Genomic DNA, 22,415 nt, shown 5'->3' with positions numbered 1-22,415 from the left:
CGATGGCGGCGTCGCGCGGTGCTCGAAGTCCTCATGTACCACTCGTACACTCCGGTTTCTGCGCTCCGGGCTCCTTGCCCTCGGGCCGCTCGCTACGCTTCTCACACACCCTCTTAGGCAGCTTCGCGGGTCGGCCCCAGCCGTTCTCGAAAACGGTCTCTTCCGCCGGGCGGCGCGTGTCCCAGCCTACCGTTTCCAGCAAGGGTTCCGGATAGAAGGCGTCCACATGCCCCAGGCAGAGCACCGCCACCGGCCGGGCGCCCTCCGGCAGATTCAGCAATTGGGCCAATTCGTCCGGTTCGAACAGCGAGACCCAGCCCATCCCCAGCCCTTCCGCGCGAGCGGCGAGCCACAGGTTCTGAATGGCGCAGGCGACCGAACACAAATCCATCTCCGGCAGCGTGCGCCGGCCCAGAATATAACGTTCGCGTCCCTCGGTCAGCGCTGCGACCAGCAGTTCGCCGCACTCCAGGATGCCTTCGAGCTTCAGGCGCCGCACCTCTTCCGCCCGCTCGCCGCAGGCCGCGGCGGTCTCTTCGCATTCCGCCCTTACCAAAGCATGGATGGCGCGGCGAAGCGACGGATCGGTGATGCGTATGAATCGCCAGGGCTGCATGTAACCCACGGAGGGAGCGAAGCGAGCGGCTTCGAGCAGCCGCTGCAATACCGCCGGATCGATCGCGCCGGGGCGGAAATGGCGGGTGTCGCGCCGTTCCCGGATGACCCGGTAAATCGCGACACGGTCGTCGTCCGGGTAGCGATGTTCCGTCATTGGTATTCCGTCATTAGAGATCGATGCCGGCTTGCGCCCGCACGCCGGCCCCATAGGCATGCTTGACATCGCGCATCTCGGTCACGGTGTCCGCGGCGTCGATCAGCCCTTGCGGCGCGCCGCGCCCGGTAACCACCACGTGCTGCATGGGCGGGCGCGCAGCAAGATCCGCGAGCACGCTCCCGATGTCCAGATAACCGTATTTCAGGGGATAGGTGAGTTCATCCAGAACCACGAGTCCATAACCCGGATCGGTGAGCATGGCGCGGGCTGTTTCCCAGCCCTCGCGGGCGACGGCGGTATCCCGTTCGAGGTCCTGCGTCTCCCAGGTAAAACCCTCGCCCAGCACCCGCCATTCCACGTCCGGTTGCCGCCGGAAGAAGGCCTCTTCCCCGGTATCCGAACGGCCCTTGATGAACTGGCACACGCCCACCTTCATGCCGTGCCCCAGAGCGCGGGCGACCATGCCGAACGCGGAAGAGGACTTGCCCTTGCCGTTGCCGGTGAGGACCAACAGCAGGCCCTTGTCCAGCGTGGCTAGTGCGATGGCGCTGTCGACGACCGCCTTCTTGCGCGCCATCCGCCGGCGGTGGCGTTCCTCTCGCGACGAATCCGACATGGGGGACCTGCGTCAGTGCGCCTGACGTCCGTCGTCTTCAGCGGACCGCCCAGGTCTGGCCAAGCCGAAGGCCAGATGAACCAGGATTGCCGCCGTGATGTACAGCGCAATGCCTTCCAGCGCATGCGGGAAGTATCGGGCCAGCCGTGCGCCGAATTCGGCGAAGCTGGTTTCCTCAAAACGCCCGGAGAAGAAGTAAAAACCGCCGCTGGTCAGGAGTTCGCAGATTGCGGCACCGGTCACCAGAGCCAAGGCCAGCAACGGCAGGGTGGAGAACCGGAAATGGTAACGGCGCGCGTACCAGCGGCCCGCCAGCCACAATGCGGCGTAGGCCGGCAAAAGGAATCCGTAGGCCGGGCTGACGCAGAAATCGCTGACGCCCAACCAAGTAATGGCCACGTAATCGCTGACCACAGCCAGCCCGAGCAAGGCCGGGAAAGCCCAGACCGAGCGCAGATAGAAACCGGCGAGGAAGAAGACCGCCCACGACGCGTCGGGCAAATGAGTGATGCTCGCGAAATGGTGGCTGCGGGTAGCGGCCATGAGTACGGCCAGCCCCAGGGCGATAGACCAAACGTTCTTCGATGTCGTGTCATGCATGTCGGATCTCCATGGTTGTAGTTAGTTGTGCCGGGCGCTCATCCCCGACGAGGATGTCGTAAAAGTCGCCTCCGGAATGTAGGGCGGGTTAGCCCTTCGACTTAGCTCAGGACAGGCTCCCTCGCGTAACCCGCCGATCCCGGAAAATGGCGGATTAAGGCAGGGTACCGCCTAATCCGCCCTACAAAGCTGAAATTACAAGGCATCCGGCGCGTAGCGCACGGTCAGGAAGAAATTCAAGTCGTCCTGATAGAAAAAACGGGCAGTCTGATACTGCTTGTTCAACAGATTAGCCACCCGCCCCTCCAGAGACAAGCCCCGATACAGATCCACGCTGGCGCGCAGATCGACCGTCACGTAGCCGGCCAGCCGCTGGGTGTTGGCCACATCGTCGAAACGGCGGCCCTCGCCGTAAACGGTCGTTCCGACCCGAACCGGACCGACCGAGCGGTCCAGGTCGAACCGGAACATGGTCTGCGCGCGGCGCGGCAGCCGATTGCCATTATTGGCTCCTTCGGACAGATTTTCGGGATCGATCAGGCTCAAATTGGCCGCGATGTCGAAGCCCCACAGCCGAGTCGAGGCCTGGGCTTCGAGGCCGAGTATGCGCGCCCGGTCCAGGTTTTCGGCGAAGCAGCTCACCTGGCCGCACACGGTGGCGATCATGTCGTCGATCTCCGTGTGATAGCCGTTGAGCGCCCAGGCCACGTCCCAGTGCTGTCCGCTGATTCCGACTTCCCAGCTCTCCGAGGTTTCCGGCTCGAGCATCGGATTGCCGAAACCGGGGAAATAAAGTTCGTTGAAGGTGGGCGCCTTGAAGGCCTTGCCCCAGGACGCGCTTAGGCGAATGCCGTTGTCGAAGCCATAGCCCAAGGCCACATTGCCGGTGGGATAGACGCCGAACTGTTCGTTATCGTCGACGCGCGTACCCAATACCGCGTCGAATCCGCCCAAGGTCAGCTGGTACTGGGCAAAACCGGCCTTGTCGTCGCGCGAATCCACGGCATAGTCGGTCGTGCTGTCGACCTGATCGTTGTAGTAGTCCAGCCCCAGAGTCAAAAGGCGCCCCTCGGCCAGCGCGAAATCGTTCTGCCAGGTGACGTTGACCCGCTGAGTGTCGAAAGTGCTGCTGAACCGCCGATCCCTGAAGTTGTCCGACTCGTCCAGGGTGCGGCCTGCCCTGAGGCTCGTGGTCCAGAATTCAAACGGCGAATATTTCAGGCGGCCGCCCACCATTTGCTGCACGAAGGTCGAGCGGTTCTGCAAATTGCCGTCGAACTCGTTCTCGCCTTCCGCGTGCAACAGATTGCCCTCGATTTCCAGGCCGTTGTCGAAGCGGTAGCCGGCGCGAGCGCTGCCCGAAGTGTTGCGATAGCCGTCGTCGTCGGGCTGACGGGTGAAGCAGCCCCCGCCGCCCAAGCTGAAAGGCCGCCCGGCGCATGCGTTGAAGCCGCGCGTTTCCAAACGCGAACCGTTCAGGCTGTACCACGCCCGGTCGTTGCCCCCGGATACGCCGCCGGTAGCCTTGTACATCGAATGGCTGCCCGCGCCGAAGCTCAGGTAAGGCTTGAAACCCTCGCCGCCCTTGCGGGTGAAGATCTGGATCACCCCGCCGATCGCCTCCGAGCCATACAGGCTGGAGCGCGGCCCACGGACGATCTCGATGCGTTCGATCTGGTCGATGGGGGTGTCCTGGAAGGCCGTGATTCCGGTAGTGGCCGATCCGGCGCGGACGCCGTCTATCAGTACCAGCACATGACCGGATTCGGTTCCGCGCAGGAACACCGAAGTGGACTTTCCCAGACCGCCGTTGTTGGCGATCGACAGGCCGGGCACGCCACGCAGGACCTCCTGCACGGACTGCGCCTGCCGGCGCTCGATTTCGTCACGGTCGATGACGGTGACCGAGGCCAGCGATTCCTCGACGCTCCGCTCCGTTCGAGTGGCGGTAACGGTAACGGTTTCGAGCCGGGAAAGATAGGCATCGTCGGCACGGACCGACGGCAGACAAAAAAACAGCAATGCCGCCTCTAGGCAGCGGTTTTCGATTTTCATGTTCGATGACTTCCCCCGAGCACACCCGCGCGGGATAGGATTGCGCAAAGCACACGGAGGAAGCCGCGGACGCATTAGTCCGGGGGAGCCGATCGAACGACCGGAGGCTTGCCCTGCGGGGTGAAATACAAGGATGTATTTCTACAGGATTTACCGGAAGCGCTTAGAGTTCCCCCTCCCGTCGGGAGAAGGAGCTGAATGCATAAGTCCTGTCCTAGGTAAAGGCCATCCAGGCGTCGCCCTCCGCGATGCCGACCTGGCTTCAGGCCGGTCTCCGGGCTCGCGAGCGGGGGTCCTCCCCGGAACAGCGCCTTCCCGCGCTCTAAAGCGCAGTGGCATTGTGCTGTTCCTCAACTCGCTTACCGTTGCGGGGGCAGCGCCGGCCTTGTTCCTCATGAGTCAGGAACGCACCGGCTTCCCGTTTAATCCCGGCCGTAGAGCTCGCCGGGACACCTGAAGCGGTCGGCAGGTTAATCGATGGACGGGAAGGCGTCAATAAAAAGTGAATGGCATAACAATCGGCACACGGCAGGGTGTCGCAAAAGTAAGCCGGGACAACGAAGGAATCCCGGAAATCCATCTGGTGTGCTGGTTCCCAAACTCCCGTTTGGGAACCCGTCTTGAGAAGCTCCTGCTTCTCAGCGCGCGTCCGGTTTCGGGAAGCCAGAGCTTCCCGATATAGCTCCCAAGCGGGAGCATGGGAGCTGACGAAATATAATGAGCCGCACCGTGGACGCCCTACCCCTTGTCGCACCCGATCGGTACTACCCATGACCCTTTCGGCTTCGTGGTCCGTGCGTCGCCGGCAACCGGCAATTTCTCTCGGGTCAGGCGTTCGACATCGGCAACGGTCACGAGATAGCGGTCGAGTTCCTTTTCGACCGCATCCTTCGTGTTCGGCACGATCCACGCGATAGCCCGGCCGTCCCCGCGCACGATCACCTTCCAAAAAGCGTCGGGCGTTTTCACGCCGTGAGATTTCACGAAATAGTCGTCGGCGGGATTGTGTCCCCAGATCACCCCGCCGATCACCAATAGCTCGTCGATATCCCGATAGCACTCGACGATTTCCTCGGTGAGCTTCCATGCACCGCGATTCATCTGGGAAGTCTGCGGCAGGATATTGGTCATGTAGTTGCTCTGCCGGATCGCTACCGCCGAAGAATCGAGATGGTTGGCCGGAACCTGGTGCCCGCGGTCGTAGCCGTGGCCGTAACCCTTCGCGCTGGTTTGCTGGCATTCCTTCGGCACGTAGGGATCAATCTTGAAGTGGTCGGCGCGAGGCTCGCTGCCGTCGTCGCGCTGGGCGTTGTAGCGGAATTTCACCGCGCCGCGCCTCTCGCAGTCGATCCATACCGTGAAGCCTTCGTAGTCGAGGCGGAGCAGGTTTCCTTCGCGGTGAATCTCGGTCGGCGGGATGGCCGTCTTATCGGCGCGCAGCGCGGGATATTCAGGGCTGCCGCCACGGGGAACACCGGTACAAGCGGCAAGCACCGCGGAGAAGATCAGGGGCAGTGAAGCAAGACGTCTCATGGCTCGGAACAAAAAAGCGCGGAGTCTATCAAAACCGCGTGGAACGATCGAACCTTCTTGGAAAGGGCCGTTAAGGAAGCTCCGAACAAGCGGATTCCGTTCATGCCCCTTCGACTCGGCTCAGGACAGGCCTGTCGAAGGACTTAATCAGAGCTTCTTTAACGGCTTAGACACGCCCTACCGGGCATTGACAGCCGCGGCGAAAATTGTGATCTTTTCAAGGAACCGATCGACCGGCGGGCGGTTAGCTCAGCGGGAGAGCACTGCCTTCACACGGCAGGGGTCGCAGGTTCGAACCCTGCACCGCCCACCATAGATTCAATAACTTAGATCAGATTCCCGGTACTCGGCAGGGGTGAGCACTCAAAAAGTACTCAAATCCACTTCTAAAGACCCCTGCTTCCCAGGCTCCAAAAATGCCACGGTGACGACCATTTGATTTCGCCACGGCAACAAAAAACCCGGCCGCTTTCGCGAACCGGGTTGTCGCTCGAAGGTTTCCCGTTCAGGATCGGCAAGCGGCAAGCTCCCGCTCAGAATCCCGGAGTCCCTTAATCAGTTCGCCGGCCTTTTGGACTCGCTGCGCGATGTCGCGGATTACGTAATAAAGTCCGCTAATCGCTGGCGCGTACTCGATTAAAGCGGGGTTACCCCAGGCGCCGATGATTCGATCAATCGTCGGCGGGTTTTGGCGTATCACGCAAAAGCTCTTTTATGCTCTCCAGGAAATCAGCGGATTCCAACAACCTGTTTCGCGCCACTCCAACGATTTCCGCTAGCCCGTGCCCCTTTCAACGTCTGGCAAATCCATGGTTCGCTCAGCCTCAGCGTGTGCAACATAATCGTCTATTGCAGCACCGACAACGGCCAGCATGGTACTTGTCATGACCAGCGTGTGCGCCACGGCTTGGCATTCGGATTTGAGCGATGCTTTCATGAGTTCCCCCTTCAATCTGATCCCACCGGTTCGAATATCAGCTTTTCGGCCCGCTCGATCCGGGAATCGACTTCATCGAGCAGCTTGTTTGCTCCGAAAACCGTTGTCTGCGTCCAGCCGTCGGACGCTGCAACTGCCGATCGCAACAAATCGAGCATGGCCCGCGCCTCTTCCAGCGCATCAGCCGTGCTTGCGGGGTCGTGGGTGGTGTGGGATTCGTTTGACATGGTGAATTGCTCCAGTTGAACGAGCGCCACCAGAATGAGGGTGGCACGGCCTCAACTACAGCACACAGACTGCTCGGCTTATTCGTCCGGTTTCCCGGCTTATCTCACCGTATCGACCGCACCATAAATCGGTGCTCGCCTTTCGCAAGGCGCAAAAAAACCGCAAGGCTTACGGGTTCGGGGTCCGCTTTCTGTTTAGTAGTGCGTCCAGCAGACGCCGGGCGGGTCGGGGGAGTCAAGGTCCGCTGAAAAGACCTTTGAAATCAACAAACGTCGGTAAGATCGGCGGTCGCATCGAGCATCCACCCGAGCTGCGCCGCGAAAAGCGCGCGCCACGCTTTGCGGTCCACTCCTACGAACATGCGCGGGCGATGATGACTCAGGACATGTAGGACCTATACGACGTATAGGTCCTAGTTCACTGTTCCGTCAAGAAGTTGATGGTCAGCTCGGACCGCTGGTTAATCCGACTTCCAGGTGATCTGCGTGATGGCGTTCATGTCCTCGAATTTGTCGTCGTGGCACGACGGGGTCGAACTCGTCAGCGACAACGTGTGCGTGTCCTGCGACGTGACGAAGCTCATGTGGAGACTCCCTGACCCCATTCCCTTTGGCCCCTGGCCGAAGACATAAATGGCCGACTTGCGGGCGATCCCGTCGAAGTACTGGTAAACGATCGACATGACACACGCCCCGTTGTTGCCAACGATGATCTGGGACAGGTCGGTGGTGCCGTTGATCGACACCTGTGAGCCGTTGGGGTCGCCCAACGGCAGATTGCCGTAGGCCGTGCCCGACGTTTTCCCCGCGTCACTTGTGGTGAACTCGTACACCTGCGTGTTGATGGAACCACATCCTGTCGGATTGGTGTTGCTGCTCATGGTCATTCTCCTTTTCTTTTTCATAGATCCCGCCCGTCACCTTAGCCGGGCTACCGCTTGCAATTTATCACCCAACGGAGGGAGCGGTCCTTTCAGCCTAGGCCAGAATCGGTGGAATGCAAGGTTCGGCACGGTTGAATGATTCCGTGACAGAATCAAATGGTCGGGATAGACTGATTCCGTCACGAAATCACAAGGTACGAACATGACACGCGGAGGGAAGCGGTCCGGCGCCGGCCGGAAACGGAAATGGAACTGCGAGACGGTCACCATGCGGGTGCCGGCGCATTTGGTCGGCGAGATTCAGGCATTCATCGAGCAGCGCATGGGTGAAGCTCACAAGGGGCCCGACAACCCGCCCGCACCCGAACCGCTGGAACTGTGGCAGGGCGATAAACGATGTCAGGCGGCCACGTCCGGCGGCAGATGACGAATGAATTTCTCGAACAGCGCATCCCAATCGGTGGGCGGCGGCTCGACGTTTTGCAACGACCGCGCGGCCTCCAGGCGCGCCAAGCGCTGTCTTAGGTTCATCGATGAATTCCTCCCATCATGCCCGCCCCAACGCCAGGTCCAATTCGCGCGGCGAGAGATTGAGCTTTTCGCGCATTGTCTTATCGCTGTCGCCGGCTGCACTCAGGGCAGTCACTTTTTCAACGAGTTCGCAATGCGCTTTCTCTTCCTGAAGATCGATCACACGATTTGCAGCAAACCCCACGGCCTGAGCAAGCGGGGTCAGTTCGTCGGTCAACTGCTTCAGCACCCGAGGCATGGCGTCTATGATCGCCGCCAGTTCAAGCCGGCGCACGACAAGGCTTTGCAGGTCGATTTCGTCACCGGCCTTGATCGCCGCATAGACGGCGCCTTCAACTTGCGTCAAGGTCGGCTTGGCACGCATCGAGGAACGAAACCGCTCGTTTGAGAATGGCGTCGTGTTCCTGACGCGCCTTCATTGCTTCTTCGTGCCTGGCTTCGGCTTCGGCGATACGCTCATCAAATTTGTGGTCGGTGATTTTTAAACCTCGTTTTGGTCATAAGCCTCTGTACAGGCGCTTGAGAATCTCAAGGGCCCGAGTCAGATACCTAAGTGATGAATCGGGATTTGGATTGATCGTATTGGCTTAACCATGACACGCATGATGACGGGCGGTGGAAGGTTGCGAGTGGTTATGCCGTGGATAACTGATGGCCGGTACATGCCGGCCACTGCGCTGACTTTTGGAGACCAGACATTGGCCAGCTCATGCCGCTTGGTGAGCGGCTTGTAAACACCGATAGCACCTAACAGGATGGTGAAAAACTCCCCGATCTTTCCCCTTACCCCTCCCCGGAAGGCTTTTTTCGGGCGGGAAATCGGGTTTTCCGCCGGTCTGTCCGGCCTTTCTGCCCCCGAGCCAGGGCTTTTCCGCCCCCTTCGTCCGCTTCTGGGCAGACTTCGGGCGCACCCCGCCTCAGGCAGGCGCTGCCCGCGCCTCGGATCTAAAGCTCCCTATTGCGCGGCCTGTCGACATGTTCCATCGGTGCCAATTCAATTCGATCGGCAGTGACGTGGCAATGCGGCGCGCCATTGGCAATGTTGTAACTGTTGCGGTGATGGAAGGGGCGAAAGCTGTCTGCGCGCTCCGACACATCGGGCATGACTTTCTCGATTTTCCAGCCGAATTCGGTATCCGTGACGCCGTAATGCTCTCGGTATATCCAGGCACCGCATTCGTCCTTGCGCCATTGGGTGGCGTCGTGATCCTGCATGACGCGACCTTTCTCCCAGATGATTTGAATGGTGTCCTCATCAAAAGTCATTTGTGGCCTCTATCAGGAAGGGGGTTTCTCTGTCATCAGGTGGTTCAGGCTAGGCGCTCCGTGCACCGCATCGGCCAGAGCCGATGCGGTAAGCCATCGGTCAGCGACAGCCAAAGCAACATCCAGCCGGAAAACATCAGGTCGATGCCCACTAAAAGGCCCAATAACCAAATGGCAGCGGCCGGCCATTGGGCAATGACCAGGAGCCCGAGCAGCATCGAGAGGACTCCTCCGGCGAGCGGCAAACCCCAATGTTCCAAGGGGCGCAGCCGGAGTGCTTGGGCGATACGAAAAGCGCCGTTGGCCAGAAAGAGTATCGCGATCAGGAATGTGATCGACGGGATGCCGCTCATGGGGAACAAGATCAGTAACTGGCCGACCGCAAGGGTGAGCAGACCACTTAAGAGTGACGGCCAAAAGCCGACCCGGTGTCGCAGGCGAAAGGCATGGAGGCCCTGCCCGATGCCGGAGAAGACCAGAATCCAGGCGATCGTCAGTTCCGTCGCCAGAGTGGCGACGAACGGAAAGAAGATCGCAGCCACGCCTAGAAGGATCAACCGATGCCAAGTACGAGAACCCCCCTTCCAATGTTCCCGCACACCATCCATTCCCGCGCGCGAAGCAGTCGAAGAGGACCGTAAGGATGAGAGGCGCATAAGATATGTCCTTATATCGAAATATCGAAGCCCATTTATGGACAATGACGATCTGGAATCGTTTTTGTTCAAATTGTGTCTATTCCCGGTTGCTACGAGCTCCGTGGAGCTGGCTGGCTCGCCTCACCGGCGTCCACATGCAGCGGTGGGGACGAAAGGACAGGCGGCTTGGGAAGCCCAGCGGCATTTTGGTGTTATGAGCGCCAAGTTGACTATCCGACTAGGCTTGAAATCACGGCACTGAGAAGAAAGAGAACAAGCCCGCAGAGGATAGAGTCCAAACGCTTATCTAAGGCTCCGGCGGGCAGTGGCTCAACGCCGGGCGGTCCGGCTGACGGGCTATCTACGAGATCAAAGGAGGCGTATCGAAATGACGGAGATTCCAAACTGGTGGATGAAGGGTGATTGGTTCGACGCCTGTAGCTGCAACGTTCCCTGTCCTTGTACCTTCGCCCAGGCGCCGACGGGTAACCACTGCGAAGGCATCATGGCTTACCACATCCGTGAAGGTGCCTTCGGAAGCGTCCGGCTCGACGACCTCGCTTACTGGCGGGCCGAGATTCCCGTGCGGGTGAAGGCATTTGCCGAGGCGCTCTCGGGTCCGACCACGCCCGCTGGCGCTAGGGTGCAGCTCCACAATGCGCCCGGGTCGGAGGTGGGCCCCGGCCAGATCGCCACCTGGGCGCGGGCCTCGGATAACGAAGTGGACGCCTTCGGCTTTAGATGGAACTGGGCCGGCCAGTCGAGCAAGCATATTCCCTTCGACTGGACCGGCCCTGTCTAGCTCCCTCTTCCGGTCCCCTCGGACTCCGCCGGACCCCAGCCAGCCGGCGCAGCGTGGGAACGAGAGGACGAGACGTCGCAATCCGTTTCTCTTCCCCATCTCGCTGAACTCGGAGTCTTCCGGTGAACGCCGCGGGTGATGACCCGGTCCAAAACCTAAGCAATCGATCTTTCCTAAGGCGGCGATTCATGAGAGCCGAACATCCAAGCCTAGCCCGCCGGCTGTTGCTGCAATGCCTTGCCTTGACTGCCGGAATGTTTACCGTAGGCGGCGCGTTTGCCGCGGAACCGACTCGAACCCCGCGGCAGACCCAGGGACCTTTTTATCCGAACCGACTCCCGCCGGACACCGACAACGACCTTCTGATCGTGAACGACTCCGTCACGCCGGCATCCGGGGACGTGACGCATCTCATGGGACGGATTCTCGGCCCGGCCGGAGAGCCCGTTCCCAATGCCATCGTCGAAATCTGGCAGGTGGATCATCAGGGCATTTACTTGCACACCGCGAGTCCCAATCGTGAACGGCGCGACGAGAATTTCCAGGGCTTCGGGCGATGCCTGACCGGTCCAGGCGGCGAGTACTACTTCCGCACCATCAAACCCGTGCCTTATGCCGCCGGCGTCCAGCGCGCGCCGCACATTCACGTCATCGTCAACAAAGGCGGGCAGCGGATGCTGACCACGCAGCTGTACGTCAAGGGCCATCCGTTGAATGAACAGGACTTCGTTCTCAAAGGCATCCGGGACAAGGCGGCTCGCGAATCGGTCCTGGTCGATTTCACGCCGGCCGCCGATTCGCGGATCGGGGGACTGACAGCACGTTTTGACATCGTGATCGGGAAAACTCCGGAAGCCCCCTTGGAAGACTAGCAGGGCGTCGGCAAAGAATTGCCGACCTACTCCGGCTTCTTTCTCCTCTTCTTTTGGCCGTATGCCGCTCGGCCAAAACAAATGTCAAAAAAAGAGTGCCGGATCGGGCTCTTTTCGAATTGGCGCAAGTCAAAGGGGAAGGGCTAACCCTTTCGGAGACTTTTTATGCCTAAGGATAACCCAACCAATAATTACGAAGACTTTCTGCTGAACGAACTCGCGGGACTGAGCGGACTCGACGACGAAGAGATACGGGAGATTTTGAAGAAGATCGAGGAAGAGAAGGCTGAACACGAGAACGACGCCGCCGAGAAGAGACATTGAGCCGCTTTTTTGAGAGAAAACCCTGAAGCCGAAAAGGCGGAATATAAAAGCCCGGAACCGATTCCGGGCTTTTTCTTGGGCGAATCACGCCTCCGGCGCTCAGCCATGCGTCGTCGCTTTGAATTGCCTCAACAGCGCTCGCGCGGCACCTTCCGATGAGGCCGGGTTCTGCCCGGTAATCAAATGGCCGTCGGTCACCACATGTGGTTTCCAGTTCTCGGCTTTCGAATAGTTGCCGCCATTTTCGCGCAACATGTCTTCCACCAGGAACGGAACCACCTCGGTAAGCCCGATTTCTTCCTCCTCGGTGTTGGCGAAGCCGGTGACCGACTTTCCTCTCACCAGGGGAGAACCGTCCGCGGTCTTTGCATGGCGGAACGCGCCCGGTCCGTGGCACACCGCGGCCACGGGCTTGCCGGCCGCGTACACGGCTTCGATCAATGCGATGGAATCCGGATCTTCGGCGAGATCCCACATGGGGCCGTGGCCGCCGGGATAGAACACGGCATCGTAATCGGCATCCGAGACTAGCGACAGCTTGACGGTGTGGGCTAGCGCGACTTTCGCGGCCGGGTCCTGGTTGAAGCGCATGATCGACTCGGTTTGCGCATCCGGATGAAAGCTTTTGGGGTCCACCGGCGGCTGCCCGCCCTCGGGCGAAGCCAGAACAATGTCTACGCCGGCATCGCTGAAGACGTAGTACGGCGCGGCGAATTCTTCCAGCCAGAATCCGGTTCTCTCGCCCGTCGTGCCGAGCCTATCGTGTGAGGTCAATACCATCAGGATGTTCATCGTCGTTTCTCCATTCAGCTTACAGCCAAGGCGATCTTGCCGAAGTGGGCGCCCCGCTCCATGTGGCGAAGGGCATCGGGCAACTCGCCGAACCGAAACACGCGGTCCACCACGGGCCGCATCCGGTGCTGCGCGATGGCCCCGTTCATGGCCTCGAACATCGCTCGACTGCCGACGAAGATGCCTTGCACGCACACGTTCTTCATCAGAATTGGCGTGGGATCGACCTGGCCGCCGCCGGACAGAACGCCGATCAGGCTGATACGCCCGCCCATGCGCACGGCTCGGAGCGATTGGCCGAGGGTGCCGGCGCCGCCGACCTCGACCACTTGATCGACGCCGACGCCGTCGGTGAGTTCGCGCACGAACCGGCCCCATTCGGGCGTGATCTTGTAGTTGATGCCTTGCGAAGCGCCGAGATCGAGCGCTCGCGCAAGTTTTTCGTCACTGCTGGAGGTGGCGATCACTCGCGCTCCGGACAGCTTCGCGAACTGCAACGCGAATAATGAGACGCCGCCGGTGCCCAACGTCAGCACCGTATCCCCCGCCTTGACCCGGCCCGAGGTGACCAGCGCATGCCAGGCGGTCACTGCGGCACAAGGCAAGGTTGCGGCCTCTTCGTCCGTGAGATGGTCCGGAACCGGAACGACGCCTTCCGCGTCGAGCACGACGTACTCCGCCGCCATGCCGGTATCACCACCGCCCAGCGCGCTCTTGGTTTTCTCTTCGGTCAATTCGCCGTCCAGCCACTTGGGCATGAAGATGCCCGCGACCCGCTCCCCCGGCTTTAGGCGCGATACGCCCGGGCCGACGTCGACCACCTCGCCGACGCCGTCCGAGAGCGGCGTCATCGGCAAACGGAGATTCGGGTTATAGCTTCCGTTGACCAGCATCAGGTCGCGGTAGTTGAGCGACCACGCCCTCATTTTCAGAAGCACCTGCCCCGCGGCGGGCCGAGGCATCGGCCGCTCGACAAGAGCCAATGAATCGATGCCGAAGCCGCCTTGCAGTTCGTAGACCTTCATGAGTCGTCTCCTGATTCAAACTATACCCTGGTGTTATTCCAAATCGCCTTCAATCCGGAATTCATTGTCGTAGGGTGGGTTAGGCGCACATCAGCACTGACCGACCGCCGATCACTGCCCTTCGCGTGCGCCGTAACCCGCCGAGCGGCCTTCCATCGGTGGGTTAGGCGGAGCCTGTCCCGAGCGGAGACTAATGCATTTTCATATCTACTGTACGGGCACTAGCGAGTAGGTCGGGAATCCTTCCCAATCGCAAACGGCGTCTTCGGGAAGGGCGTGGCCGGCGCTCCCGGCCAGGCCGTTTGCGATTGGAGCGCCGAAGCCCCCCTTCCCGACGCCACGTCCCGGCCGCGCGTCTTCGTCGGAAGGGTCGCGACTAAAGCGACCGTTTGCGATTGGGAAAGGATTGCCGACCTACGAATGCTTGAATCCATTCACCCGAGCCGAAGGCGCCAACGACGTCCGCCAAACTGGTTTTGCCGTACGAGCGCGATGAAAACGCTCTAGGGGCTAACCCGCCATCGATGGGTTTCGCTTCGCTCTACCCATCCTACGATGAATGTTCACTCGAATGCCGAACGGAATTAGGATCTAGGGTCGGTGTCCCCGCCCCGGCCGAATCCGATCTTATCCGGTTCGCGCGAGCACATCTCTTAATGGTCTGACCACGGTTTTGGCCGAGTGTCAGCAACACTGGCGACAATCAGAGAGTCGGGCCTTCCCGTCGACTCATTCGGCCCCCCCCCCCGATCAACGGACGCGCTGCGCCGCAATATCACAAACTATTGACATCAACGGGAAGAACCGTACATTCGCTTTCCGCGGCGTCAACATAGATGATCCAGTCGACAGAATGCGCGAAATCCTGTTGGCGTATCGTTTTGGTGTTCACTTTCAAGCTTTTGAATCAAGTTTGGGGGGATCTCCTCATGTGTTGGAGCGGCGAAGCTTCGGCCATGTTAGCGACAGGCGGTTTTGCGACGGCAAGCTACTTGGCCTACAAAGGGGAAACACGGGAACTGTGGTTGCCCCTGACTTATTTTGCCTGCATGGAATTGTTGCAGGCCGCGACCTACGTATACATCGATCAGTGCGATACCCCGCAGAACCAGCTGCTGACCTGGCTGGGTTATCTGCACATCACGTTTCAACCCTTCTTCGTCAACATGGTCGCGCTGTACTTCATTCCTGCCCCGGTGAAGCGGCGAATCGGCGGGATGGTCTATTCGTTGTGCGGACTCGCCAGCGCGGCGATGCTGCTCAAGATGTATCCCTTTTCCTGGGCGAGAACCTGCATCCGAGGATACGAGGGATTTTGCGGGCCCGAGGTGTGTTCCCTGTCCGGCGACTGGCACATAGCCTGGCAGCTTCCTCTTAACGGCCTGATGTCGATTTATCCCGATAACCTCATCCCGTTTCAGTTCGGCCTGCACGGTTTTTCCTATTTCGCAGTGAGTTTTTTTCTGCCTTTCCTTTACGGATCATGGCGATTCGTCGCTCTTCATCTCGTCGTCGGTCCTTTGCTGGCCGACATTCTGACGCGCCATCCCAACGAACATGCCGCCGTGTGGTGTCTGCTGTCCATCGCCTTGTGCGTCTCCGTGATCAAGACGCCGCTGCGCCGCCTGCTGCGCGTGGAGCGATGGCCCGGATACCGGCTGTGTATGGAAAAGCCCTCTGCTGAAAACCGCGACACCCTCATCCCGGCTTCGGCCTCGAACAATGAAAAGGCCGGGCCGCTAATTCTACGCAAGCAAAAAATGACTGACCGGAACCAACGGGTAGCTTAACCTCCGGCATTGACACTAGCCGACCAAATTCAGTGAGCGCCGTATCTTTCCAATCGATCGTTGATATCGCTTGTCGGCTTATGCGCTAACATGAGCGGATTTGATGCGACACGCTCTTTATTAACCCGGCCTCTAAATCAGGCCGGGCTAATCCGGGGCAGGGATGCCCAGGCGCGGCCACAAGCCGCGCGAGCCACGCCTAAGCGACCGGCCTTGGCGTCGGCCCGTAAATACCGGGAGCGTATTTACGGACCTGATTAATATAATTATTACGAACTCTCGGCGCCGGGACAGTTCAGCCGATGGTCGATCTCCGTCGAATCTGGGGGGTAAGCGGAGTTGAAAATATGAATGCCAATATTTTGGTCGTGGACGATGAGCCATGCATTCGCGAGATGCTTGCCGAGTATCTCGGCAAGCACGGGTTTCGGGTTTGGCAGGCCGAGTCGGCCCTGAAGGCGCGCGAAGTTCTCCGAAGGGAAGCCATCGATCTCGCGGTATTGGACATCACGATGCCGGGCGAAGACGGGCTCAGCCTTGCCCGCCATATTCGGGAAAACCGGACGACGGCGGTGATCATGCTCACTGCTGCCGATTCGGTAACGGATCGAGTCGTCGGCCTTGAAATCGGGGCCGACGACTACCTCGCCAAACCGTGCGATCCCCGCGAGCTCTTGGCACGGATCAAAAGCGTCCTCCGACGCACCATAACTTCGGCGGCGGAACCGGATCAGGCCATAGCAGCAAGACCGGCGCAACTCTTGCGGTTCGGCTGCTGCGAACTCGACCTGGAAAGCCATCGCCTGCTGAACGAGAGCGGCCGGGAACTGCCGATCACCAACGGGGAGTTCGACCTGTTGAAGGTGTTCGCAACCCATCCCAATAGAGTGCTGTCGCGCGATCAGATCCTCGATCTGACCCAGCGGCGGTCGTGGGACCCGTTCGACCGCAGCGTCGACATTTGCGTGACGCGGGTGCGCAAGAAGATAGAACCGAATCCGGAGCATCCGCGCTTCATCAAAACGGTTCGAGGCGTGGGTTACCGTTTCGTTCCCGACGGCGAATGATTCGACCGGCCATTCCCGTTCAACTCCGGCACTCCAGCGACATCAATCGACATCATGGGCATCTCCACATCGCTTACTCGGGCTACGCTGTACCGGATCGCCGCCGGGGTGACAGCCATCATCGCCCTGTCCACGGCGGTCACATACCACTTGCTGTACCGGGAAATCGAGCAGAGCGCTCTGGCGCGGCTGACCGACTACGGCGTCCAGCGGGCGCGCTATCACGAATCCCATTTCGCGTTTCTCAAGGGATTGCACGAGGTCGTGCGCCGGGATTTCGTGGAACGCTATTCCGCACCGCCCTCCCCCGATTTCGAACATCGGTTCGATGAGCTGATGAGCCGGTATCCGGACGGTGCGATGCGCAACAGCGAGAAGTTCTCCGACGTGGAACGTTATTCCACCGGCTGGATCCATCGCCGGGTGCAGCCCGATACGGAGTTCAAGCGACGCTGGATGCTGTTTTTCGATCTGTCCGAAAAATATAAGGGAACCTTCACCAGTCAATTCGCCAACTTCTACTTCATGCATCCCAGCCAACCCTCCGACATGGGCTACGACGATCCCGAACGCTCAGGACACGTGCGCTGGGCCTACGACACGCCGGCGGACTATGCGCTGGATCAACGCGAGTATTTTTATCTGGCCGATGCGGCGCACAATCCCGAGCGCAAAACGGTTTGGGGAGGCACCTACTATGAGCCGGCCTATAAGAAGATTCTGGTGCCGGGGGTAACCCCCGTGTACGTGGGCGACGAGCATATCGCCAACATCGGCACCGATGAGATTCTCGACGAACTGGAGGCCAGCATTCGCCAGTCGGACATTGCCGGCGCCACCCATACCGTGTTCCGCGGCGACGGACGGCTGATCATCGATCCGTCATACATGGTCCAGATCTCGGAAAGCTTCGAAGGATTCAACATTCGCGACGCCCAGGACCCGCGGCTGAACGCGCTCTTGCGCTTGGCGACGGAGAGCGCGGAGCTGCCGCGTTCCGGCTTGGCCCCTGAAATCGACGAATACTACGCGATCAGCCGATTGCCCAGCACCGGCTGGTATTTCGCCTCGACCCTGCCGGGCGCCTTGGTCCGCGCCCAGGCGTTTCGCTCGGCGCAATGGGTGTTCTGGAGCGGCATCTCGTCGCTCGCGTTTCTGCTCCTGATTTTGACCGCGATTTTGCGCCGCCAAATCGCCCAGCCCCTGAACCGGCTGCTCGCTGCCACCCGCAGCGTGGCTTCCGGGCAGGCGCCCGTCGCGAACCTGGGCGGGCGGGAAAATCCGCGCAACGAAATTGGTCAACTGGCCAATGCGTTCAATCACATGGTGGCTAAGGTCTCGGAGCGGGACATCGCGGTGCGCCGGGAAAAGGAGCGCTTTCGCGCCCTGATCGAGCATGCCGCCGACATCATCAGCGTGGTCGATGCCGAGGGCATCATCCGTTACGTGAGCCCCTCGGTCGCCGCGGTGTTGAATCTTCCCCCGGCGCATTACGTCGGCAGGAGCATCTTCGAGATCGTGCACCCGGAGGACGCCGCGGGAGTGGAACACGCGTATCGGGCCGCGATCGAGAACCCCGGCGCCCCCATCGAGCGCCTCGAATACCGGGTCCGGCATGCCAACGGCGAGTGGCGGGTGTTCGAAGCCACGGGCACCAATCAGCTCGACAATCCCTCGGTGGAAGGAATAGTCGTCAATGCCCGCGACATCACCGAGGCCGTCAAGGCGGAAGCCGAGATCGCCCGTCAGCGCGACACGCTCTATCAGCGGGAAAAGCTCGCGGCGATGGGTTCGCTCCTGGCCGGGGTGGCGCATGAACTCAACAATCCCCTCTCCATCGTGGCGGGGCGGGCCATCATGCTGGAGGAAGAGGCAGGAAACGAAACCACGGTGGCGGCCGCCGGGAAAATCCGCGCCGCCGCCGAGCGCTGCGCCCGCATCGTCAAGACGTTTCTCGCGATGGCCCGCCAGCACACGCCGCAGCACACGGCGGTTCGGCTCAACCGGGTTATCGAGGATTCCCTGGAAATCCTGAGCTATAGCCTGCGCACAGGCGGCGTCGAGGTCGTCACCGACCTGGCGAAGGACCTGCCGGAGATCGCCGCCGATGCCGACCAGCTGCACCAGGTGTTCATCAACCTCCTCATCAACGCGCAGCAGGCCCTGGCCGACCAGCCCGAGCCCCGCCGCCTGTGGATCCGCTCGGGCCACGACCCGGCGGCGAACGCCCTGTGGGTGGAGGTGGCGGACAACGGTCCCGGCATCCCGGAAGCCATTCGCTCGCGGATCTTCGATCCCTACTTCACCACCAAGCCGGTCGGCAGCGGCACCGGGGTGGGCTTGGCGGTCAGTCTCGGCATCGTCGAAGCCCATGGCGGGAGCCTGAGCGCCACCTGTCCGCCCGCGGGCGGGGCGGTGTTCACCGTGCGGCTGCCGGTGCAGGCGGCGGATGCGGTCGAAGCCGACACGGCGGCGCCGGAGCCGCCGGAGAGCGGACGCGGACGCATCCTGATCGTCGACGACGAACCGGAGGTGAGCGCTTTGCTGGCGGACATCCTGGCGAGCGACCGGCACGGCGTCGACGTCGCGGCGAGCGGTCGGGAGGCCTTGCGCCTGCTGGGCAATAACGGCGGGTATGCGGCGATTCTGAGCGATCTCCGGATGCCGGAGATGGACGGCCCGGCGCTGTACCGGGAGATCGAGCGGCGCTGGCCGGAACTGGCGCGGAAGGTCATTTTCGTCACCGGCGACAGCTTGAGCCCCAACGTGCAGGTATTCCTGGACGCCGCCCGCTGTCCGGTCATCGAAAAACCCTTCGTGCCGAAGGACGTGCGTCAGAAGGTCGCGCAGGTGGAGAACGGCGGAGGCACGATCCGATAAGAACCGATCCCGATAGGCTCTCGAAACCCTTCGGTGAGCCACGGGGCGAGCGGCCTGCGATCTCGGGCAACCGACGACCGGCTCGACCCGCTCGATCCAAAAAAACAAGAAGACATCCGATGCTTCATTCGATTTCCCCCTATCCGGAAATGCGCCTGGCGTGTCTTGCTGTTCTCGGACTGCTGCCGGCGCTGTCGGCGGTCGCAGGCGACCTTCCCTCCGGCACGCCCCCGCTCTACAACCTGAGTGCCCATGTCGATCTGGTGTCCAGTTACGTCGTTCGCGGCTTTACCACGACTTACTTCAACGGAGAGCCTTTGGGCAACGCGTCCGCCGACGCGCCGGAATCCGAAGATCCGGTCTTGCAATGGGGCGCCGATTTGAAATTCGCTTCCGGATGGTATCTGGGCTACTTCGGCTCCATGATCAACTATTCCTATCTGCGCCTGGGTCAGGCCTACTCGAACCGGAGCATCAGCGTATTCGACGACAAGAAATCGATAGAGCACGATATTTACGGCGGCTATCAACTGCCGCTGGGCGATTTCACGATCACAGCGGGATTGACCGGGTATCTTTACACCAACAGCCGCCACGCCGAGACCCTGGAAAGCAGGGTCGGCATCGGGTACGGCGACTTCAGCCTGTTTTCGCAAACCCTGATGAACGATTCCCTTCTGGGCAACGCGGGCGACACCTACTGGACTCTCAACTATCGCCGGGTTCTGCCCTGGAATCTGAACTTCAACGCCACCCTCGGCTGGTTCAGCTTCCGCCGCGAAGGGAAGTTTTACGGGACGCGGGACACCTATTTGAAGACCGATTGCCCTCCGGACAGCGCCATGAACGTGACCGGCTGCTATCCGGGCAAATTGCCCGTCAGCAATACCTTCGGCCACGTGATTCTGCAATTGAGTTACCTGGTTCCCAATCTGCCGGTGTCCCTGGGCGTGACGGGCATCTTGGGCGGATACAACCGCTTCGGCGTTGCGCAGGAGAACGAAATCATCGGGTCGATCAGTCTGTACTACGAATGAATCAATCCGAGGCGGTTTCGATTTCCGCTGGCCTATCGAAGCCGCCGTCTGTTTAGAGCGTTTTTCATCCCGGCGTACGGCTTCGTGTCGGGCGGGAAGAACGTAGGTCGGCAATCCCTTCCCAATCGCAAACGGTCGCTTTAGTCGCGACCCTTCCAATCGCAAACGGTCGCTTTAGTCGCGACCCTTCCAATCGCAAACGGTCGCTTTAGTCGCGACCCTTCCGACGAAGCCCCTTGCCGATGTCGTGTGTCGGCAAAGGATTGCCGACCTACGCCTTGGCTCCGCTACACTGAATCGGAAAATGCACTAGCCGCGGCTCGGCGACGCCGGTTCAGCACCATCCCCACGGCGCCGAGCGCGACAAGCGGCAGAACGCCGGGCTCGGGAACCGTCGTCTCGATGGCTCCGCCATTGGTTCTGAAGTCGAGGAGAGAATATAAGGCCTTGTCCGTCACGAGCGAATTGCCGATGAACAAATCCAGGCGCACGACGTCCTTGAAGGCATCCGGAACGGCGCTGAAATCGGAAAAGGCGAAATCGTACGTGCCGGCGGCCGCTATCGTTCGATTGAGGAACTGGGCGAATATCGACGAGCCGATCTGCGAATACAAGGCGATGCCCAGGTTTGTGGATTGAGTCACGGCACCCACGGTGACCAGGAACGAGCTTCCGCCGTCGGCAGTAAGGTCCTCATGCAGGGCCACCCCGCCGCCATAGGTCAACTGCAGATAGCCGCTCACGCCGGGATTGGCGTCGGGTGTCGCCACCGTGTCGATATACACGCCGTCATCGCCGGGACTGCCGGTATCGAGGGTAATGCCGACCGTACCGATCCCGCCGTTCTGCACCACCTGGGCCCAGCGCACGCCGCCGAGCACATCGGACGTGGGCAAACCAGTTTCGATGCTGATGGGATTATTGTTTTGGTCGGCGACGAGATTGAAGCCGCCCTGCTCGAAGTTGTCGATGATCAAAGCCTGCGCCGGCGCTGGAATCAGCATCGCGCCGCTTAGAAGAGCCGGGGCTGATAACCGGCGGATGAATAAGCTGACTGATTCGGTACATTTGCCGTAGTTCATGATACGAGCTCCAATGGAAATCTTTTGCCGTGGATGCGACGAATACCGGGATCCGCGTCTCGTTAAAGTATTTTTAACCGCGGTTTTAGCGGTGCGGATCGGATAGGTAGTAGGTCGGCAATCCCTTGCCGACGAAGCCGATGCCGTCCATGCCGGTTTGTTCCTCAGGGAGCGACCAGTGTGCGCTGGACCGCGGGAAGGAAGACGCCGCTCGTCTTGCCGGTCGAGCTGTCGATCAGGGTCATCGAGGCGGCTATCGCCGGGCTTGCCCCGCCTATTTCATTCGCCGCATCCGGATTGCCGGTGTAAACCACGATCCGCACCTGGCGCCGGTCCAGCGTCATGCCGGGTCGGAAGTGGAAGTCCTGCTTTTTGCTCTGGCCCGGTTCCAGGAAGCCGGTTCCGTCGGTTTCGAAGAGGCGACGCGGGAGGCCGGTTTCGGGATCTTGTAAAACGGCGACGACATGGTACTGAACCGGCCTGTCCGTGACGTTCACCAGGTTCAAGCGCGCCGACTGCGCTCCGGCGAGCACGTCGACCACGGCGAAATTGATCGCCCATGGCCGGTCTCCCAACTCGGACGGGCTGAAAGCGCAAGCAGTGCCCGAAGCCACGAGGTTGACCGTCAGGGCGGAAGCCATAACGAGGGTCTTGAATGTGAGTTTCATGGATGTCTCCTCCG

Annotated in this window: 25 protein-coding genes, 1 tRNA gene and 1 riboswitch; of the genes, 10 read left to right on the top strand and 16 right to left on the bottom strand. The window is 60.6% G+C overall.

Annotation, left to right across the window (positions count from 1 at the left end; translation table 11 throughout):
- Window positions 1-31: 31 nt before the first annotated feature.
- The 5 genes from bluB to ACWJJK_RS09515 all read right to left on the bottom strand — a co-directional run bounded on the left by bluB (window position 32) and on the right by ACWJJK_RS09515 (window position 5,579).
- The gene (bluB, locus tag ACWJJK_RS09535; RefSeq protein WP_156881880.1) at window positions 32-772 is read right to left on the bottom strand and encodes a 5,6-dimethylbenzimidazole synthase; all 741 of its coding nucleotides are present in this window, start codon (window positions 770-772) and stop codon (window positions 32-34) included.
- A 13-nt stretch (window positions 773-785) separates the two neighbouring features.
- Window positions 786-1,391 carry a cob(I)yrinic acid a,c-diamide adenosyltransferase gene (gene cobO, locus ACWJJK_RS09530; protein ID WP_156881879.1) on the bottom strand — a complete coding sequence of 202 codons (606 nt, stop codon included), beginning with the start codon at window positions 1,389-1,391 and terminating at the stop codon, window positions 786-788.
- A 12-nt stretch (window positions 1,392-1,403) separates the two neighbouring features.
- A complete protein-coding gene (locus tag ACWJJK_RS09525) occupies window positions 1,404-1,991 on the bottom strand; it encodes a hypothetical protein (RefSeq protein WP_156881878.1) in 588 nt (195 codons plus the stop codon).
- A 195-nt stretch (window positions 1,992-2,186) separates the two neighbouring features.
- Window positions 2,187-4,046, bottom strand: a complete 1,860-nt coding sequence (gene btuB / locus ACWJJK_RS09520; protein WP_156881877.1) for a TonB-dependent vitamin B12 receptor — start codon at window positions 4,044-4,046, stop codon at window positions 2,187-2,189.
- Between the two features lie 248 nt (window positions 4,047-4,294).
- A riboswitch (cobalamin riboswitch) is annotated at window positions 4,295-4,518 on the bottom strand.
- Window positions 4,519-4,784: 266 nt separating this feature from the next.
- Window positions 4,785-5,579: a DNA/RNA non-specific endonuclease gene (locus ACWJJK_RS09515; protein WP_454128927.1), complete on the bottom strand. Its 795-nt coding sequence runs from the start codon at window positions 5,577-5,579 to the stop codon at window positions 4,785-4,787.
- 238 nt (window positions 5,580-5,817) lie between these two features.
- Between ACWJJK_RS09515 and ACWJJK_RS09510 the strand changes: the two genes are divergently transcribed.
- Window positions 5,818-5,892: transfer RNA gene (locus tag ACWJJK_RS09510), tRNA-Val, on the top strand.
- 462 nt (window positions 5,893-6,354) lie between these two features.
- Here the strand turns inward: ACWJJK_RS09510 and ACWJJK_RS09505 are convergent.
- Both ACWJJK_RS09505 and ACWJJK_RS09500 read right to left on the bottom strand, forming a co-directional pair.
- Complete coding sequence (locus tag ACWJJK_RS09505; protein WP_156881934.1) at window positions 6,355-6,516, bottom strand: hypothetical protein; 162 nt, start codon at window positions 6,514-6,516, stop codon at window positions 6,355-6,357.
- Between the two features lie 11 nt (window positions 6,517-6,527).
- Complete coding sequence (locus ACWJJK_RS09500) at window positions 6,528-6,743, bottom strand: hypothetical protein (protein WP_086132749.1); 216 nt, start codon at window positions 6,741-6,743, stop codon at window positions 6,528-6,530.
- Between the two features lie 257 nt (window positions 6,744-7,000).
- Here ACWJJK_RS09500 and ACWJJK_RS09495 point away from each other — a divergent pair, with 257 nt between their 5' ends.
- Window positions 7,001-7,135 (top strand): hypothetical protein, encoded by a 135-nt coding sequence (locus tag ACWJJK_RS09495; RefSeq protein WP_276205406.1) that lies wholly within the window; start codon window positions 7,001-7,003, stop codon window positions 7,133-7,135.
- Between the two features lie 69 nt (window positions 7,136-7,204).
- On the opposite strand, the gene ACWJJK_RS09490 is transcribed toward ACWJJK_RS09495, so the two are convergent.
- Window positions 7,205-7,624, bottom strand: a complete 420-nt coding sequence (locus ACWJJK_RS09490) for a hypothetical protein (RefSeq protein ID WP_077731396.1) — start codon at window positions 7,622-7,624, stop codon at window positions 7,205-7,207.
- A 205-nt stretch (window positions 7,625-7,829) separates the two neighbouring features.
- On the opposite strand from ACWJJK_RS09490, the gene ACWJJK_RS09485 reads away from it, so the two are divergent.
- A complete protein-coding gene (locus tag ACWJJK_RS09485) occupies window positions 7,830-8,054 on the top strand; it encodes a hypothetical protein (RefSeq protein WP_077731397.1) in 225 nt (74 codons plus the stop codon).
- Here the strand turns inward: ACWJJK_RS09485 and ACWJJK_RS09480 are convergent.
- The 4 genes from ACWJJK_RS09480 to ACWJJK_RS09465 form a co-directional block, all read right to left on the bottom strand.
- The gene (locus ACWJJK_RS09480) at window positions 8,027-8,158 is read right to left on the bottom strand and encodes a hypothetical protein (protein ID WP_276205407.1); all 132 of its coding nucleotides are present in this window, start codon (window positions 8,156-8,158) and stop codon (window positions 8,027-8,029) included. The two genes, ACWJJK_RS09485 and ACWJJK_RS09480, sit on opposite strands and share 28 nt — an antisense overlap.
- A 16-nt stretch (window positions 8,159-8,174) precedes the next feature.
- Window positions 8,175-8,522 (bottom strand): hypothetical protein, encoded by a 348-nt coding sequence (locus tag ACWJJK_RS09475; protein WP_454128926.1) that lies wholly within the window; start codon window positions 8,520-8,522, stop codon window positions 8,175-8,177.
- 581 nt (window positions 8,523-9,103) lie between these two features.
- Window positions 9,104-9,424, bottom strand: coding sequence for a hypothetical protein (locus tag ACWJJK_RS09470; RefSeq protein ID WP_434112944.1), 321 nt, complete (start codon window positions 9,422-9,424; stop codon window positions 9,104-9,106).
- A gap of 44 nt (window positions 9,425-9,468) precedes the next feature.
- Window positions 9,469-10,032: an HdeD family acid-resistance protein gene (locus ACWJJK_RS09465; RefSeq protein WP_245245659.1), complete on the bottom strand. Its 564-nt coding sequence runs from the start codon at window positions 10,030-10,032 to the stop codon at window positions 9,469-9,471.
- Window positions 10,033-10,450: 418 nt separating this feature from the next.
- On the opposite strand from ACWJJK_RS09465, the gene ACWJJK_RS09460 reads away from it, so the two are divergent.
- The 3 genes from ACWJJK_RS09460 (at window position 10,451) to ACWJJK_RS09450 (ending at window position 12,060) form a co-directional block, all read left to right on the top strand.
- Window positions 10,451-10,864: a DUF1326 domain-containing protein gene (locus tag ACWJJK_RS09460; RefSeq protein ID WP_086132745.1), complete on the top strand. Its 414-nt coding sequence runs from the start codon at window positions 10,451-10,453 to the stop codon at window positions 10,862-10,864.
- 188 nt (window positions 10,865-11,052) lie between these two features.
- Entirely contained in the window at window positions 11,053-11,736 is a 684-nt protein-coding gene (locus ACWJJK_RS09455) for a protocatechuate 3,4-dioxygenase (RefSeq protein ID WP_156881931.1), read from the top strand.
- Between the two features lie 165 nt (window positions 11,737-11,901).
- A complete protein-coding gene (locus tag ACWJJK_RS09450; RefSeq protein WP_156881930.1) occupies window positions 11,902-12,060 on the top strand; it encodes a hypothetical protein in 159 nt (52 codons plus the stop codon).
- 99 nt (window positions 12,061-12,159) lie between these two features.
- Here ACWJJK_RS09450 and ACWJJK_RS09445 read toward each other — a convergent pair whose 3' ends face one another.
- Both ACWJJK_RS09445 and ACWJJK_RS09440 read right to left on the bottom strand, forming a co-directional pair.
- Window positions 12,160-12,852: a type 1 glutamine amidotransferase domain-containing protein gene (locus ACWJJK_RS09445; protein WP_156881929.1), complete on the bottom strand. Its 693-nt coding sequence runs from the start codon at window positions 12,850-12,852 to the stop codon at window positions 12,160-12,162.
- A 14-nt stretch (window positions 12,853-12,866) separates the two neighbouring features.
- Window positions 12,867-13,877 (bottom strand): zinc-dependent alcohol dehydrogenase family protein, encoded by a 1,011-nt coding sequence (locus ACWJJK_RS09440; protein ID WP_156881928.1) that lies wholly within the window; start codon window positions 13,875-13,877, stop codon window positions 12,867-12,869.
- Between the two features lie 836 nt (window positions 13,878-14,713).
- Here ACWJJK_RS09440 and ACWJJK_RS09435 point away from each other — a divergent pair.
- The 4 genes from ACWJJK_RS09435 (at window position 14,714) to ACWJJK_RS09420 (ending at window position 20,651) form a co-directional block, all read left to right on the top strand.
- Window positions 14,714-15,667 (top strand): DUF5765 domain-containing protein, encoded by a 954-nt coding sequence (locus tag ACWJJK_RS09435; RefSeq protein ID WP_454128925.1) that lies wholly within the window; start codon window positions 14,714-14,716, stop codon window positions 15,665-15,667.
- A gap of 347 nt (window positions 15,668-16,014) precedes the next feature.
- Window positions 16,015-16,734, top strand: a complete 720-nt coding sequence (locus ACWJJK_RS09430) for a response regulator (RefSeq protein ID WP_086132741.1) — start codon at window positions 16,015-16,017, stop codon at window positions 16,732-16,734.
- 54 nt (window positions 16,735-16,788) lie between these two features.
- Window positions 16,789-19,614: an ATP-binding protein gene (locus ACWJJK_RS09425; protein ID WP_156881927.1), complete on the top strand. Its 2,826-nt coding sequence runs from the start codon at window positions 16,789-16,791 to the stop codon at window positions 19,612-19,614.
- Window positions 19,615-19,733: 119 nt separating this feature from the next.
- A complete protein-coding gene (locus ACWJJK_RS09420; protein ID WP_156881926.1) occupies window positions 19,734-20,651 on the top strand; it encodes a TorF family putative porin in 918 nt (305 codons plus the stop codon).
- Between the two features lie 287 nt (window positions 20,652-20,938).
- On the opposite strand, the gene ACWJJK_RS09415 is transcribed toward ACWJJK_RS09420, so the two are convergent.
- The gene (locus ACWJJK_RS09415; RefSeq protein WP_086132738.1) at window positions 20,939-21,733 is read right to left on the bottom strand and encodes a PEP-CTERM sorting domain-containing protein; all 795 of its coding nucleotides are present in this window, start codon (window positions 21,731-21,733) and stop codon (window positions 20,939-20,941) included.
- A 164-nt stretch (window positions 21,734-21,897) separates the two neighbouring features.
- Complete coding sequence (locus ACWJJK_RS09410; protein ID WP_156881925.1) at window positions 21,898-22,401, bottom strand: hypothetical protein; 504 nt, start codon at window positions 22,399-22,401, stop codon at window positions 21,898-21,900.
- Window positions 22,402-22,415: the final 14 nt, after the last annotated feature.

This window comes from Methylocaldum gracile (assembly GCF_053646815.1).
Note: the sequence above shows the minus strand (reverse complement) of the source record. Positions and strands in the feature narration are given on the sequence as shown.